Origin of the sequence: Saccharibacillus kuerlensis DSM 22868 (assembly GCF_000378145.1) — a bacterium.
Lineage (GTDB): Bacteria > Bacillota > Bacilli > Paenibacillales > Paenibacillaceae > Saccharibacillus > Saccharibacillus kuerlensis.
In genome coordinates, this window is record NZ_KB899277.1 from 330,340 (window position 1) to 345,539 (window position 15,200).

A 15,200-nucleotide genomic window follows, 5' to 3' on the forward strand; every position below is an offset into this window, starting at 1 on the left:
CTGGCTATATCCACCTATAGATCTTCCCATTAGTTACTTCAATGCTGTTCATACTTGCCCACTGTTTTAATTCTTCTACGTTATTCTCTTCATTATTTTTGAATCTAAAATGCAAATTCATTTTAACTAATTTTCTTCCGGATAGCTTAATACCGATACTCTGTGCAAAATAACCTTGTATAATAACCTTCTCGATTTTCTGTATAGGTACTTCAGTATGATTAATCTTAATTGTGTGTTCTGTAATTTCTAGCTCGTTATTTTTCCTTAAATTCCCTTTCAGCAGCATAACTACTTGTATTAGACTAGCTAAGAATAAGATAACGACAAAAAATACAGATAAAAAATCATCTTTTTGAACGATTAGTAACAGTAAAATAGCAGATAAAATAGCACCGAATATTTGGACATAGCTAGATTTAGGCGCTTTAATTTCATATCTCTTATTCATGTTCAAGTTTACTTCCTTTCTTTTCACTGGTTTCAGATAACGTTTCTGTATTTATGGCCCAGCGCATGCTGGGTGTCCGGCGTATACTGGCTCCAGGACGAATGTCCGCAGCGTGAATATATTGTTAAGTGATGTTCCAGTCTTCATCAAATCACTCACTCAATTTCTTATGTTCTTTATCTCTTATGAACGAAGTAATTTAAATGCCTTTAGATCAATATTAAATTCTCCTTCAGTCAGTACATCAAGCCCCAAAAGTCCGTTTATGTTGTGATATTTAAATGAAGTGAAATCTATGTATACATCTTTTAAAATGAAATCCCCTACCTGTATACCCTCGATTTTCTTACTAAATGCATGCTCTTTGCCTCCAATCCCATAGCTGGTTATGATTTCATCTTCCATACTCACTTGTACCCCGATTTCATCCACTTCATCTTGTGAGATCAAGGTATGGCTGGCTCCGGTATCGATCACGATATTCGATATCACTTTCTTTTGCTTATTAAAATGGACTGTTATTTCCGTAAATAACAGTCCGTCTCGATATTCAATATTCATTTAAAGACTTCTCCTTAATCCTATATTGTTCCGCACCTTCACAACGATTTGATCTTTGGAAGTATGATAAACGAGGGTTTTGTCTCTGCTGTTCAATAATTCGCGAGTTGCTTCTTCATCACTGATCGGGCCAATTACGGCCACATCATCAATGATCTCTTGATTGTCTGTTTCTTCAGAATGAAGAACTTCGAATTTCACAAATTGATTCGGAAAAATCTGTTGTACTTCTTGCCATTTCATCATTGTCCCTCCTCTTTTTGATGGTTATATTATACCATTTCGCAAGCCTACAACTCTCACTGGAATTTCACTTAATGTTCCTGTATTTACGACCTAGCGTATGCTGAGTGTCCCGCGCATGCCGGGCCAAGGACGAATGTCCGCAGCGTGAATATATTGTTAACTGATGTTCCGGCCTTCTTTGAAATACTCAATATTGTTTTCTCTTAAATTCTCTTTTACTTCTTTTGTTGTTTCTAAAATGAACTGTTTCACTTTATCTGTAGTAAAATAAATGTTTTGTATTTTCGGCTCATTGTTTGGCTCATTTAACCATATCAATTTAAGATCTCTATATTGTTTGACTTCATCTTCCGTTACGAAAGGATAGATCGAATATCCTTTCGCTAGTACTAACTGCTTCTTCATGTCCAAAATATTATTCATGGATTTTTGAAGTTCAAATTCAATTTGGCTTACTTCATTCTTATAAGCTTCTCTAATGTGATCTCCTTTATAGACTTTCTCGAAATCAGTATATAACGTTTCTGTCCATCTTAAATCCGTATAAATATGAGTAAAGTAACCCACTATAAAATCAATCCATTCTGGTTCTGATTGCATCTGTAGGTATTCTTCGAGCTTCTCAAATATCTGTTTTTTTTGGGCCAATCTACCTTCATGTACAAGATGAGTCAAACCTTTTTCTTCTCTTGTAACATCTCCTCTAATATGTACTGCATCAGGTGCAATGCTTCCTAATAATAGGTTTGGTGTCGGGCTCCCTGAATATAATTGTTGAGATATTGCGAAGTGAACCATTGGCCACGGCATTATTGATCCCCCTATTTCCCTTACAATTCAATCGCACCGGAATTTTAGTTAACGTTCCTGTATTCACGACTCAGCGCATGCTGGGTGTCCAGCGAATGCCAGACCGAGGACGAATGTCCGATGCGTGAATATTATGTCATAGGATGTCAGCATCTTCTATGAATTAACCCACTAATTCTATTCAATCTTTATGCAATAATTCATTCCCAAATCACTTAATTCTTCTACATTTTATATATTCAGTTCTGATAATTTTATTTTCGTTTATTCAATGCTTTGAGAATCATCTTCTAACTATATTTCCAACTCATCCTTATCCTATCGCTTGCTCTTAAGTAAACCACTTATTGAAATTATTCACTTGATAATTCTTTATAATTAATTTCTTCAATGATTTCTTTAGTACCATCTTCTTTTACCACCATTACTTTCACATCTTCAATGGGACTAATTGCATACCAAAACTTCTTATCCTCTTCAACCTCAATAATTTCAGCAGGTTCATTCCCTGCATATACTTCACTAATTGAATTTCCACTTATTGTACCTGAATATATAAAAGGTGTTTGATTCATTGAAGACCATTTCACTGGGGAATTCCATTCAGCCCCGCTTGATTGTTTCCAACTCCATTGATTATCTTGTTTCTCAAAATAAGCTATAAATATTTGATCTCCATATTTATTATTTTCTTTAAAAACTGCCACCGCATCATCTTGATGTACCACATTAAATTCCTTATAAACAAGCTCGTAGGAATAATCTTTTTCGCCCATATGCATTTGCTCCATCTTTTTATGAAAAAAACCCTCAAATGTTTGTTGCTGTGAACAACCAACGATTAAAAATATTAAAAAGGCTACTGTTGCTAAATATAAAAATTTCACTTTTAATCCTCCCCCTTATCAAATAAGCGTTAATATTTTGTGAGATTGTAATTACTGTTAATCCGTCATTCTATTCGGTAAAGGATTAACTTAGCTTTTAATTTCTTACGCTGATTTCCTTTAACGTTCCTGTAATCACGACTCGACGTATGTCGAGTATCCGGCGAACGCCGGATCAAGGACGAATGTCCGCAGCGTGAATATTATGTTGGTATTCTCAATTTACTACCAACCAGGAGTTATTATTATTTTTTCCGGAAAATCTGATTTCTCTTTCCATAGCTTCGCCAATCTCCTTCCCGCATGCTCTGCATATCTTTTAGAATGAGGATCTTCCAAAACATCTTCTATCTTTATAAATTCAGTTATTTTATTTAGTTCAATCAATCCGGTCTTGAATTCATCAGGTCCAAATTTGTAGCTTATTATTATTTCATTTTCTTCTAATTTAATCATTACTACACTTGAACTTATCCCTCCAACAGCATTACATTCATAAAATATTTTCTTCGCAACTGTTCGGACTCCCTTTATATCAACAGCATTTATTTCTTTATTTTGAGCTTTAATTAGTTGAATGATTTCTTGAGTCAAGTCATTTATATTAATCTTATTTGATGTTATCAAATGAGTTATCTCATTTAATTTAGATTGATATACTTCCGACTCACCCATATTAAAATTAAATTCTTTCATATATTTACTTACAACTTCGTATTTCTGAATAAATAGCCTCTCTTCAATAGAGTCATTCATAACATTCACATCTTTCAATTGGTTTTCCAATCTTTCAGATAACGTTCCTGTATTCACGACCCGACGTATGTCGGGTGTCCGGCGAATGCCGGACCCAGGACGAATGTCCGCAGCGTGAATATTATGTTATCTGATGTCACTGACTTCTTCGATTAATCATTCAACTTCTTTCAATATTTCTTCAATTAATTCGATTTTCTTCGCATCTTTCTTATTTCTTGTATGTATTCGATATCCATCTTTTACGGATCTACTGTAGACCCGGTGATATTGTATAAGATTTAACAACCTGTATTTTATGCCTTTATAGTTTCTTTGTTCGATTTCATTTATTTTTATGCCTGCGTATTTCTCTAAGTCCTCAATAAAAGAAAACCCTATTTTGTGGTGACCATTACTAAATTCATGCTCATTAGCATCTATCAATTTATATCCTTGATCTTCAAGTTCACTTCTAAGTTCTCCCCATCTTTCTCGAATAAATTCTAAAGGAATTAGTAAATCGATATCTTTAGGATGAATAGCTTTGCCTGTTAATATTTCTAGTCCTAGTGATCCATAGAGTAAGGGACTTATTCCGAATTTGTCATTTAATTTCTTGGCAACAACCAAAAAGTTCTCGAATAACGGCTGATTCAAAATATCTTCTCCTAATTTATATGATTTTCATATGTCTTCAAGGTTTTCAGTGATTTCGGATAACGTTCCTGTATTCACGACCCGACGCATGTCGGGTGTCCGGCGTATGCCGGACCAAGGACGAATGTCCGTAGCGTGAATATTATGTTATAGGATGTCAGCAACTTCATTGAAATACTTTTAAATCTTAGTTTTTAATGTTTTTACTCATCTGTTCTTTTTCCGAACAATTCTTCATATTTTTTTGTACACTTTTATTATCAGGAAAAAGCAAATTATCAATTAAGACTCTGCCTTTTTGTTGATCTTCTTGTGACCAACTTTGATTCCATTCCTGTTGCGTCTCGGATATACTTCTTCCACTTAATGTCATTCTAATATCTTCATCCGCTTCAATCATCGCCTTCTTACTCTGAATTATTCCTGGTTTCAAACAGCTAACACTATCTATAGCCCTTTGTAAGACAACATTATTTTGATTCTGTTTAATCAACACATATGGGTAATCAGCTTCAAATTCTGAATTGAATTTTTCAATTGCACTTGGAAATGTATCTTTATTCCATAAAACAACTAAAAACATAGCAGAAGCAAATCTTATAGTAACAACATGATCGGCACGACGAATTTTCATTTTATCATGAGTAATTGATCTCCCACGTTTTCGATTAAATTGAATACCATTGATTAATATTGAAGGAGAATGAAGAACATACAGTGGTTGATAAGAGCTAAGTGGGCTTGTAAGCAGCGCTTTATCTTCTCCAAAAGCTGTCATGTCGACGTGAATACCTCCAAATATCGAGACCGGGGGGAACCTATCTTGAATTTCATCTGAGATAATATATTGAATTTCATCATTAAACCAATCACTTTCAATTCCAGAACTTCGTATCGAATTATAAATTATTTTTAATAACCATCGTTGAAGGAGATGGTAATCATATTCCATATTAATAATTGAATCCTCGTTATACTTCTCCAAAAAATATTGTCGAATCAATCGTACTCCATAAGCGTCTAGTTTACCGAGCAAGTTATTATTACAGTTAGCACATACGTCCTTGATAGATTGTCCTTGGTTGTCTTTATACATTCTACTTTGGGTAGTTGTAGTATTAAAAGTCACATCCTGATCTGGATACATTTCTATTAGACCTGAAGGAATAATATGTTCTTTTGTAAAGCTTGGAGCTTGATTACCACAGTAAGAACACTCTTTCATAAAGTTAAACTCTCCTTTAGTTTTATTGATTACCTTCTGTTTTGCTGATTTCCTATAACGTTCCTGTATTCACGACTCAGCGTATGCTGAGTGTCCGGCGAATGCCGGGCCAAGGACGGATGTCCGCAGCGTGAATATATGTTATAGGAAGTACAATTAGCTCTCTGAATTTTCTATTTCTTTTTCTTATCGAAATATTCTTTTCTTTTAATAATATTAAATGCTGATGGATATGCATCTTTTTCTAAAGGAGGGCGAATTTTAAAATAATCAATTTTCAAATCATCATCTGTATTTAAAATAATGTAGCCTTCATCAGTTATTTCAAAAAGATTAGCGTCATACGCCACTTCATGTATAACGCACAAACATATTCCATTTTGAACCTCTTCCTTCCCACCATCAGAAACAGGCCAAATATGAGCAGCTCTTAAAACAGTAGAATTGGTTATATTACAGATTGCACATTGATTATTATATAATTCTAGAATTTTGTTTCTAAATGGATTTTGCCTTCTAAGTGGCTTCAAAATACTAACTTCTTGCCATTCGCGTTTGTTTGGATAAGGTCTTCTAGCTAAAAAGGATTCTTCTTCTTCTAAGATTAACTCTCCATTTTTATTACTTATGAAAGTTGGTAGCGAATCATACCTCAATTGAGACATATCAAGAAGTGGAGAAAATTCGCCAATGCGGATCATAACACGAATTTCATCAGTAGTATTATGATAAATTTTAAATATTATTGGAAAAACATCTTCTTCCCCCAATTCCTCAATTGCTTCTTTTTTAATCGCTTTGTTTCGTTTTTCTCGAATAGCAGCGTTATTCGCTTCTCTAAGTATATCTTTAGTAAAATATTTGTTTGATACCATCAAAGTCTCCTTTTTACTGTATTTCCTATAACGTTCCTGTATTCACGACCCAGCGCATGCTGGGTGTCCGGCGAATGCCGGACCAAGGACGTATGTCCACAGCGTGAATATTATGTTAAATGATGTCGGATTCTTCCTGAAATACTTACATATTATTTTGTTCTATTTCTAATAGAGAAATAAAATAATTTTGAGAGTTTTTAATGATCAATTCATTAAATTCTTCAAGTAATTCAATTCCCATTGTCCCAACTATGATTTCGTTCGGATCACCCTTACAAATAGCACATAATATACGTGGTGTTACAGGAAAGTACATACCGTTAAACATCGAGTTATGAAATTCTGCATCAATCAGAGTGAACACCGGATTATCAGAAGTGTAGAAATAATTCTCACTTTCTGTAACATAAAAAACTATAGTATATTGTCCTGCTAATTCAATCTCTTTGATAATATGGCTTTTTTCATCTTTATCTTGATATCCCATTAATTTTTTTTTGAAATAAGCCAAAGCAAATTGGTCTATTGCTTCCTCTGATATTTCACCATATTGTTCGACAAATTGAACCTCATTACGTTCAATCTCTTCGCTAATCATATCTCTATAATATTGAATAGATTTCGGTGTTCTCCATTTTTGAGCTACTATAAAATTATGAAGCTGATTCAGATCATTACTACTTAAAGTTTCTTTCTTCTCGAAAATAAATTTTTCAATTTTTTCTTTTAGTTCATTCCATCTATTTTCAATTTGATCCCATCTATGTTCTGTTGTAGTAATTCTAACTGTATCAATTTCATGTTTGATTTGTTTCTTTCTTGCCAAGGTCTCGTCCTTATTAAAGATTTCCCACTTATCAAAAAAAGCGTATTGATTGGCATACTCATTAATGTCGTCAATAATTACTCCATTAATTTTAATAATATAGTCTTTAAGCTTTCCAAAAATACTTTCAATATCTTCAGGTGTAAGAATCAATTCATCCCTTACAGTCCGTGTATACAGATTTGGGCTATAAAGGATACTATCAGTTTTGGAATGTTTATGGATTGATTTGTTTTTATTCAAAACATACAATTTATCATTCGAATCTGTCCAAGCTTTCAAATAAGCTTGTGGTACATAATGCTGATTTCTATATGCCATACTAGTCATCCCTTTCAACAGTTTTATGTTTTATCCGATTTCATTTAACGTCTTATTTACGAACTTCGTAAATCCCTTCACTCTGCGATATTCCCGAACTTCGTAAATTCCACAATATCACCGTTATTCCTGAAGCTGCTTGCCTTCTCAGTTTATCATCTACTGGAAAATATGGGAATATGGATTTTAGATACCGAACTTTGCACAAAAAAAGTCTCAAGATGAGTAATCATCCTGAGACTTTTTCATTAAATCTATGCAGCATTGAACCTGTACATACAGCTCATCGCCATCATTCTTGACCAGTTACTTACTCTGCTCGATCTGCTCCGCCAGTTCATTCAGATAAGCCCAACGTTCCATGAGTTCTTCCAGCTTCTCTTCCGCAGCCTTATGCTGTTCCATCAGCTCTTGAAGTTTGGCCGAATCGCTGGCGGAACGTTCCATCTGCACAGCGAGGTCTGCGATTTTCTTTTCGGCCGCTTCAATTGAAGCATCAATGGTATCGTATTCGCGCTGTTCGTTAAATGTGAATTTGACCTTCTTGCCCGGAGTCGAAGCTGCCGGAGCACTCGCTGTTGCCGGGGCTGCAGGAGCCGGGGTTTGGACCGCGTCCATATCGGCCGAAGTCGCCAGACCTCCTTTGCCGCTCGATGACATGCCGTCTTTCAACGAACCACCGCCGGTACGCTCCATATATTCGCTGTAGTTGCCGGCATGGATCGCCACTTTGCCGCCGCCTTCGAATGCAAACAGCTTGTCACATACCCGGTCCAGGAAGTAGCGATCGTGAGATACGGTAATCATCACGCCAGGGAAATCGTCAAGGTAATCCTCAAGCACCGTCAGCGTCTGGATATCCAAGTCGTTGGTCGGCTCGTCCAGCAGCAGAACGTTCGGTGCCGTGATCAGAATCCGCAGCAGGTACAGACGACGGCGTTCGCCGCCGGACAGCTTACCGATCGGCGTCCACTGCGCGGTCGGTGTGAACAGGAAACGTTCCAGCATCTGCGATGCGGTTACGGTGCCTTCGTCTGTTTTCACCGTCTCTGCAGCTTCTTTGATATAATCGATCGCCCGCATAGCTGGGTCCATCTCTGCCGGTTCTTGGCGGAAGTAGCCAATACGCACAGTCGAGCCTTGGTCGATCTGACCGCTGTCCGGCTCCAGATCGCCTGCGATCAAGTTCAACAGCGTTGACTTACCGCGTCCGTTCGGACCCACGATGCCAATCCGGTCACCGGGAACGGTCATATAATGCAGATCGTCGATCAGCAGGCGTCCTGCCAGCGATTTGCTGATATGATCGATTTCGAGCACTTTGCGGCCCAAGCGTGTAGACATACTCGCCATTTCCAGATTGTCGTTTTTCTGCTGCGGCTTGTCATCCTGCAGCTGTTCGAAACGGTCGATACGCGCTTTCTGCTTAGTCGTACGGGCTTTGGCTCCGCGGCGAATCCAGGCCAGCTCTTTGCGCAGCAAATTCCGTCGTTTATCTTCGGTCGCCGATTCGCGTTCTTCGCGTTCTGCTTTCAACTCCAGGAAACGGGAATAGTTCGCCGTATAGCGGTGCATTTTGCCGTAATCCAGTTCTAGCATGACGTCTGCTACACGGTCAAGGAAGTAGCGATCGTGGGTCACCATAAGCAGCGCGCCCCGGCGCTTTTTCAGATACGTTTCCAGCCATGCTACGGATTCCGAGTCAATATGGTTGGTCGGCTCATCGAGGATCAGCAGTTCGGATGGCTGCACGAGTGCAGCTGCCAGCGCGACGCGCTTGCGCTGACCGCCCGAAAGCGAGCCCATCTTCGCATCGAAAATATCGAGTCCCAGCTTCGACAGCACGCTTTTGGCTTCGCTTTCGAGGCTCCATGCGTTCAGACGGTCGAGCTCTTGTCCCGTATCCATCAGCAGCTGCTGGAAGACTTCGGAGTTGGGATCTGTCTCAAACTTCAAGGTCGCTTCGCTGTAAGCCCGAGCAGCTTCCAATTCTTCGCCCTCGCCGTGCAGCAGCTGCTGCAGAACGGTCAGTTCTGGATCGAAATCCGGGTTCTGATCCATATAGCGGACACGAACCCCACCACTTTTGACGACCTGTCCGGAATCCGGCTGCTCAAGCCCTGCGATGATTTTGAGAAAAGTCGATTTACCTGTGCCGTTTACGCCGACCAGACCGATCTTATCCTGATCTTCCATACCAAACGATGCTTCGTCGAACAGCACCTTTTCTCCATAACTTTTCGACACTTTTTCAACGGTCATGATATTCATTGCCGTAATTCCCCCTTCGTCAGTCGCAGCACTTTATACTTCACCAGTCTACTGCGTCGCGATGCCTATCAAAAAGTCCGGTCCCCCGCAGCCCGCGGAAGCCCGGACATTCAAAGCCGGCTTCCGGAATACGGGATTTCGGGCCGCGCTTATTCGCTCAATTCCTTTTCGATGCCCTGAAGGAACAGCCGCACCGTCTGCTGCACCCGCTTCTCCAGCGCCTCGCGTGTAAAATCGCCTTCAAACAAAATGTCCATCTTCAAACGGTCCAGCATGCCGATATAAGCTTTCGCGTAAAAGTCCGGATCAGACATGCCCGATTCTTCCAGCACCTCTCGAACTGCCGCCATATAGCGAGTCAAAAATCCGTGCATCATCTGCATCAGTTCGGGATCGTTGTTGGGAGCATGGAAAAAGAGCTTGGTATGTGCTTTGCGTTCGTAATAATATTCCAGATGATGCTTCGCTACCTTTTGCAGTTTGTCCCGCAGACCGTCCGCATGTTTGATCTGGTAGTTCAGCTCCCGCAGGAAAGTTTCCCAGTCCCGTCTTGTTACGGCCGCAAACAGTTCTTCCTTGCTTTTAAAATACAAATACATCGTACCCTTGGCGATTCCGGCATGTTCGGTGATATCGGAAATTTTCGTGTCATAGAATCCTTTTTTGCCAAACACCTCAAAAGCCGCGTCCAGAATCGATTCATGTTTCTCGCGCTGAGCTCCGCTCATCCGAACCACCTCCCTGCCAAAATCATGACCGCGAGCGCCAACGCTCCTCCTGCCGCCGAAGACAGCAGATTAACCGCATCGTTATTCATAAACGACCAGCCGCGATAACGTACGGTCGAGACTCCGCAGTGCATTCGGCTCTCCACGCTCTTGCCGCATTTCGGACAGCGGTACATGACCTGTACGGTTGCGCCCAGATACGAGTCGACAAATGCACCGAGCGTTCCGCCCAGCGCTCCTGCCGGAATCCACGCCCACAGCGGCCAATCCGGTCCGTTATTGGTCCACAGCAGCAGCACCGCAGCCGCCGTACCGATCATCCCTGCGCCCACGACTGCAGCCGCGCTGCCGCGCATCGACACCCCGCCGGACGTTCCCGCCGGAAGCGGCTTCCAGGTTACGATCGAACGCGGAAGCTTACGGCTGAGGCTGCCCCACTCTGTCGCCCATGTGTCGGCCGTTACCGTTGCCATTACGCCGACAAAGGCTCCGAACCAGATTGGCGAAGGCCAAAAATAATTACCTAGACACAGCAGCATGCCGATCCCGCCGTTGGCCATAACCTGTACAGCGTCCCGGCGTCCCGATTTCTCGTACATCTGTTCCGCCTGCCGCTTCTCTGCCTGTTTCACTTTGGACAGCACGCTCGAAGTGATAAAAAAGAGCAGCAGCAGACCAAACCAGAAGATGTCGCCCGCTCCGTAATAGATCGTACCCATAACGACAGCCGCGATCGCTCCGGATGCTGAGAGCGACCGCTTGGCATAGGCGGCGCCCGCCACGAGGCAGGCGCCGATTAATCCGATAATCCAATCCACTTGATGACACGCCTCCCGCGCAGCGGCAGCGCCCGTCTAGCCGACGGTGCAGCCGCCCCACTTTTCTTCATTCCAATATAATTCCAGCACGTCTCCGGCCTGCGTTGGTCCAACGCCTTCCGGTGTACCCGTATAGATCAGATCTCCTTCGCCAAGACCGTAATGTTCGCCAATATAATCAACCAATGTCTGCAGATCGAAGATCATATTCCGGATATTGCCGCGCTGCACGGTCTCACCGTTCTTGCGCAGCGAGAACCAGCCTTCGTTCAACGCTTCAAAACCCGGGAATTTGCTTTCCTGAGTGAGCGGAGCGGAGTTTCGGAAGCCTTTGGCCGCTGTCCACGGATGGCCCTTCGCCTTGATCTTCGACTGCACATCGCGCAGCGTGAAGTCGATGCCCAGCGCAACCGATCCGACGATATCTTCGACCTTGATGCCCGGCTCGTAAGCCCGGCCGATATGCAGCACAAGCTCCGCTTCGTAATGGATCTCGCCGCTGTTCTGCGGCAGATTGACCGTACCGTCATTCATTGCGCAGACCGCATGGGAAGGCTTGAGGAAAATCATCGGTTCCGACGGCACGTCATTGCCAAGTTCTTCGGCGTGCTTCTTGTAGTTGCGCCCTACGCAGTACACATTCGTTACAGCTATCATCGCAAATACCACCTTCGTTTTCATATAGTCACATGTCGTATAGCCGCACACTCCGCAAATCCCTGACTGCCGATTGATTGCTGTAATAGGAAAAACGGATTTGCAGTCTTCTCCAATGCTTCAAAAGCCCAGCCAGCGCCGCCAAAAGGAGCGCTCGCGGACAGCGGGCAGCTTCTTCGCCAGCAGCCAGCGATCCGGCCGATTGGTACAGATCATCAGCTCCGGATGCATGGAGCCCAGTTCGCGCATCCGGCGCAGGTTGTCGACCGTCCAGACCATCATATCGATACCCTGCTCAATGGTCGAGCGAACAAATGCGGTATCGACCCGGCTGTGACCGATCGACAGCAGGGTGCAGCCGTATTCCTCAAGTCTGGCAGACAAATCGGCCGGACGCGAATCGATAATCAGTCCCCGCCGAATCTCGGGTGCCGCATCCCGCGCTTCAAGCAGCGCCAGCGGTTCAAACGAAGTGAAGATCACTTCATTTTCCATTCCCTGCATCCGGACCGCTTCCGCTGCTGCGGATGCCAGCCCGGCATGCCACTCGGCAGTCGTTTTCAATTCGATATTGATCTTCAGGCGTCCACGGACCTCACTCAGAACCTGCTCCAATGTAGGGATCGATTCACCGGAAAATATACGCGACTTCCAGCGTCCGGCATCCAGGCTCTGCAGTTTGTGAAGCGTATGCTCCCGCACCGCTCCCCTGCCGTTTGTCGTGCGCCCCAGCGTAAAGTCGTGAATCAAAACCGGTACGCCGTCGCTCGACAGCTGAACGTCGATCTCGATCCATTCGACTTCCGGCATTTTCATGGCCAGCCGGATTGCCGCCAGTGTATTTTCGGGCGCGGCGCCGGAAAAACCACGGTGCGCCACGCAGCGGTTATTCAACATGATTTCATCTCCCAGAGACGATGAACTTGACTTGAAAGTTTGAAAGCTTTAAGGCGAAGTCGTAAATCTAATCCTATCCTAATTTCGACTTCGACTTCGACTTCGACTTCGACTTCGACTTCGACTTCGACTTCGACTTCGACTTCGACTTCGACTTCGACTTCGACTTCGACTTCGACCAAATCTATTTGAATCTGAACTTTCGGTCAATGGAAAGTATAGGCTATCGCTCATCCGCCTGCGCGCACTCGGCCATCCGAGTCGATCTTCACGCCGGGCGACAGGCTTTGAATACGCTGCAGCAGCTTCTGCGCGTCGGCTTTTTCCATTGGTACAGGGCGGCCTACTTCGGCCCAATGCGGCACAAGCTTCAGCGAACAATCGCCGTTCTTGCTGCATTCGGCTTGGAATACGCCGGTCTCCCATGTTTTCGCGGTCGCCGAACGGGTGAAGATGAAGTTCCCCGTTCCATAGGCGATCCATTTTCCTTTGTACTGCTCAAAGCCCTGCAGCACATGGGCATGACCGCCGATAATCAGATCGGCTCCGGCATCGATCATCCGATGCGCCAGCCCTGTCTGGTTGCTGTCGGGCATGTCTACCCGTTCTTTGCCCCAATGGACGATCGCCACGACGACGTCGGCGTTCCGCTTCGCCTGCTCTACAGCACGGGCTGCCGCTTCCGGATCGTAGGCGCTCGCCGCTCCGGGATGATTCTTACCAGCTGCCCAACTGGTCTCGGGCAGCACTCGGCTGACGCCGATAATCGCGATCTTCACGCCTTTGCGCTCCACATATACCGGCGCATAAGCGGCGGCAGCATCCTTGCCGGCTCCCACATGAGCGATTCCGGCTTTATCCAAATTTTTTATCGTATCGATCAGACCGTCAATTCCCTGGTCCAGCGTATGATTGTTCGCCAGGTTCACGACATCGACTCCTGCATTATTGAGCGGTCCCAGAGCTTTCGGAGGAGACTTGAACACATATGTCTTCTCCGCACCCTTCGTAGTCAGCGCCGTAACCGGCGTTTCAAGATTAATAACCGTCAAGTCGTCGCTTCTAAACCGGTCCTGCACATAAGTATAGGGATAGTCGTAGCCCTGCTGATCCAGCAGCGACTGCACTTTTCCGGAGAAGATCACGTCCCCTGCAAAAGTCAGATTGACGACCGCACCTTTTGCTCCGGTGCCAGGCGAAGCTGCTGCCGGCTGCTTGGCCGCCGGGGCCGCTCCTATAGAAGCGGCCGGAGCCTGCTTGTCGGCTGCATCGCTGCCAGAAGCGGCTTCCCCGCCGGAAGCTTCGCTCTCCGGCTCGCCGTCGCCCGCAGGGGCGGCCGGCACGGCGGCGCTTGCAGCCGCTGGAGAGGCCGCGCCTATGGAGGCGCCGGCGGTCAGAGGCGGATTCGCCGCAGCGGAATCCGCCTCTTCGCCGCCCTGCGGCGCTGCCTCGGCCGCATCGCCGGCCGCGGCTGGTTCTTCCGGCTGCGCAGCCGCGCCGGAAGGCTCTTCCCCGCCGGCTGCATCGCTGCCTGCGGAGTCTTCCGCGTCCGCCGCTCCCGAGGCGGACGGCTGTTCAAGGCCGGTCGGCGCCCGGTCGGCCGACGATTCGTCGTACGGCGAGTCGACACTTGGCGGTTCAGCATCCGTCACTTCGATGTCCGATGGCTCGACGTCCGCCGCTTTGCTGCCAGCGCTGTCCAACGATGCTACGTTCATCGCATCACCGTCTGACAATCCCATGTCCGACGGTTCACCAACGGATGCCAGCAGAGCCTCCGTTTGCGCTGCGGACGCGCGCAGGGCGTCCGCTGTACGCGCCTCGCGTACGGCTTGTTCGCGTGCATAAATCAATGCTCCGCCTGTGACGATCAACATCAGCATCGTCAGATTGACAATCAATAACACCCGGCGTTTGCGTACCCGGGCTTTCGCGGTTCGAGTGCTTCTCGAACGGGATGAATGGTTCAAAATTCAAAATCTCCTTCGGCTCGTTCGCTTGATTCCAGAAACATCAAGTGGCTGTGAAAACTATTCCCTATTATAGCAGGTTATCCGGCACAAATAGAAGGAGAGTCGACAAAATAGCGTTAGCGCCCTCTCTCCTCCTCCGCTCCGCACCTGTGATCATACAAAAAAGCCGCTCCGTCATCTTCCGATGACAAAACGGCTCCCTGCATAGCGGCTCACGGCATGTTGAACCTTTTTCCGGCAGGTATCGGACTGCAGC

At 44.7% G+C, this 15,200-nt stretch carries 17 protein-coding genes; all 17 read right to left on the reverse strand.

Annotation, left to right across the window (positions count from 1 at the left end):
- Nucleotides 1-4 precede the first annotated feature (4 nt).
- Nucleotides 5-451: a hypothetical protein gene (locus F456_RS0101590; protein WP_018975251.1), complete on the reverse strand. Its 447-nt coding sequence runs from the start codon at nucleotides 449-451 to the stop codon at nucleotides 5-7.
- Nucleotides 452-634: 183 nt separating this feature from the next.
- The gene (locus F456_RS0101595) at nucleotides 635-1,012 is read right to left on the reverse strand and encodes a retropepsin-like aspartic protease (protein ID WP_018975252.1); all 378 of its coding nucleotides are present in this window, start codon (nucleotides 1,010-1,012) and stop codon (nucleotides 635-637) included.
- On the reverse strand, nucleotides 1,013-1,255 hold the full coding sequence (locus tag F456_RS0101600) for a hypothetical protein (RefSeq protein ID WP_018975253.1): 243 nt from the start codon (nucleotides 1,253-1,255) through the stop codon (nucleotides 1,013-1,015). It abuts the gene before it with no gap.
- Nucleotides 1,256-1,414: 159 nt separating this feature from the next.
- Nucleotides 1,415-2,068, reverse strand: a complete 654-nt coding sequence (locus tag F456_RS0101605) for a hypothetical protein (protein WP_018975254.1) — start codon at nucleotides 2,066-2,068, stop codon at nucleotides 1,415-1,417.
- A gap of 353 nt (nucleotides 2,069-2,421) precedes the next feature.
- Entirely contained in the window at nucleotides 2,422-2,955 is a 534-nt protein-coding gene (locus F456_RS0101610; RefSeq protein ID WP_018975255.1) for a hypothetical protein, read from the reverse strand.
- Nucleotides 2,956-3,180: 225 nt separating this feature from the next.
- Entirely contained in the window at nucleotides 3,181-3,741 is a 561-nt protein-coding gene (locus F456_RS23380; protein WP_018975256.1) for a hypothetical protein, read from the reverse strand.
- A 126-nt stretch (nucleotides 3,742-3,867) separates the two neighbouring features.
- Nucleotides 3,868-4,350, reverse strand: coding sequence for a hypothetical protein (locus F456_RS0101620; RefSeq protein ID WP_018975257.1), 483 nt, complete (start codon nucleotides 4,348-4,350; stop codon nucleotides 3,868-3,870).
- Between the two features lie 187 nt (nucleotides 4,351-4,537).
- Nucleotides 4,538-5,575, reverse strand: coding sequence for a hypothetical protein (locus F456_RS0101625; RefSeq protein WP_018975258.1), 1,038 nt, complete (start codon nucleotides 5,573-5,575; stop codon nucleotides 4,538-4,540).
- A 173-nt stretch (nucleotides 5,576-5,748) separates the two neighbouring features.
- On the reverse strand, nucleotides 5,749-6,450 hold the full coding sequence (locus F456_RS0101630; protein ID WP_018975259.1) for an HNH endonuclease: 702 nt from the start codon (nucleotides 6,448-6,450) through the stop codon (nucleotides 5,749-5,751).
- A 145-nt stretch (nucleotides 6,451-6,595) separates the two neighbouring features.
- On the reverse strand, nucleotides 6,596-7,600 hold the full coding sequence (locus tag F456_RS0101635) for a DUF4238 domain-containing protein (protein ID WP_018975260.1): 1,005 nt from the start codon (nucleotides 7,598-7,600) through the stop codon (nucleotides 6,596-6,598).
- A 306-nt stretch (nucleotides 7,601-7,906) separates the two neighbouring features.
- Complete coding sequence (locus tag F456_RS0101640) at nucleotides 7,907-9,871, reverse strand: ABC-F family ATP-binding cassette domain-containing protein (RefSeq protein WP_018975261.1); 1,965 nt, start codon at nucleotides 9,869-9,871, stop codon at nucleotides 7,907-7,909.
- A 149-nt stretch (nucleotides 9,872-10,020) separates the two neighbouring features.
- Complete coding sequence (locus tag F456_RS21565) at nucleotides 10,021-10,599, reverse strand: TetR/AcrR family transcriptional regulator (RefSeq protein WP_018975262.1); 579 nt, start codon at nucleotides 10,597-10,599, stop codon at nucleotides 10,021-10,023.
- Nucleotides 10,596-11,417: a DUF92 domain-containing protein gene (locus F456_RS0101650; RefSeq protein WP_018975263.1), complete on the reverse strand. Its 822-nt coding sequence runs from the start codon at nucleotides 11,415-11,417 to the stop codon at nucleotides 10,596-10,598. The genes F456_RS21565 and F456_RS0101650 overlap by 4 nt, the downstream gene beginning before the upstream one ends.
- Before the next feature lie 36 nt (nucleotides 11,418-11,453).
- Nucleotides 11,454-12,074, reverse strand: a complete 621-nt coding sequence (locus tag F456_RS0101655) for a fumarylacetoacetate hydrolase family protein (protein ID WP_018975264.1) — start codon at nucleotides 12,072-12,074, stop codon at nucleotides 11,454-11,456.
- Nucleotides 12,075-12,194: 120 nt separating this feature from the next.
- The gene (locus F456_RS0101660; RefSeq protein WP_018975265.1) at nucleotides 12,195-12,971 is read right to left on the reverse strand and encodes a glycerophosphodiester phosphodiesterase; all 777 of its coding nucleotides are present in this window, start codon (nucleotides 12,969-12,971) and stop codon (nucleotides 12,195-12,197) included.
- Nucleotides 12,965-13,153 (reverse strand): hypothetical protein, encoded by a 189-nt coding sequence (locus tag F456_RS24185; protein ID WP_018975266.1) that lies wholly within the window; start codon nucleotides 13,151-13,153, stop codon nucleotides 12,965-12,967. The genes F456_RS0101660 and F456_RS24185 overlap by 7 nt, the downstream gene beginning before the upstream one ends.
- A 48-nt stretch (nucleotides 13,154-13,201) precedes the next feature.
- Nucleotides 13,202-14,941, reverse strand: coding sequence for a CapA family protein (locus tag F456_RS23385; protein ID WP_051086668.1), 1,740 nt, complete (start codon nucleotides 14,939-14,941; stop codon nucleotides 13,202-13,204).
- Between the last annotated feature and the right edge of the window lie 259 nt (nucleotides 14,942-15,200).

Excerpts from the sequence above, each read along its gene's own strand:
- F456_RS0101590 (WP_018975251.1), bottom strand. The coding sequence starts at position 451 with ATGAATAAGAGATATGAAATTAAAGCGCCTAAATCTAGCTATGTCCAA.
- F456_RS0101595 (WP_018975252.1), bottom strand. The coding sequence starts at position 1,012 with ATGAATATTGAATATCGAGACGGACTGTTATTTACGGAAATAACAGTC.
- F456_RS0101600 (WP_018975253.1), bottom strand. The coding sequence starts at position 1,255 with ATGAAATGGCAAGAAGTACAACAGATTTTTCCGAATCAATTTGTGAAA.
- F456_RS0101605 (WP_018975254.1), bottom strand. The coding sequence starts at position 2,068 with ATGCCGTGGCCAATGGTTCACTTCGCAATATCTCAACAATTATATTCA.
- F456_RS0101625 (WP_018975258.1), bottom strand. The coding sequence starts at position 5,575 with ATGAAAGAGTGTTCTTACTGTGGTAATCAAGCTCCAAGCTTTACAAAA.
- F456_RS0101630 (WP_018975259.1), bottom strand. The coding sequence starts at position 6,450 with ATGGTATCAAACAAATATTTTACTAAAGATATACTTAGAGAAGCGAAT.
- F456_RS0101635 (WP_018975260.1), bottom strand. The coding sequence starts at position 7,600 with ATGGCATATAGAAATCAGCATTATGTACCACAAGCTTATTTGAAAGCT.
- F456_RS0101640 (WP_018975261.1), bottom strand. The coding sequence starts at position 9,871 with ATGAATATCATGACCGTTGAAAAAGTGTCGAAAAGTTATGGAGAAAAG.
- F456_RS21565 (WP_018975262.1), bottom strand. The coding sequence starts at position 10,599 with ATGAGCGGAGCTCAGCGCGAGAAACATGAATCGATTCTGGACGCGGCT.
- F456_RS0101655 (WP_018975264.1), bottom strand. The coding sequence starts at position 12,074 with ATGATAGCTGTAACGAATGTGTACTGCGTAGGGCGCAACTACAAGAAG.
- F456_RS0101660 (WP_018975265.1), bottom strand. The coding sequence starts at position 12,971 with ATGTTGAATAACCGCTGCGTGGCGCACCGTGGTTTTTCCGGCGCCGCG.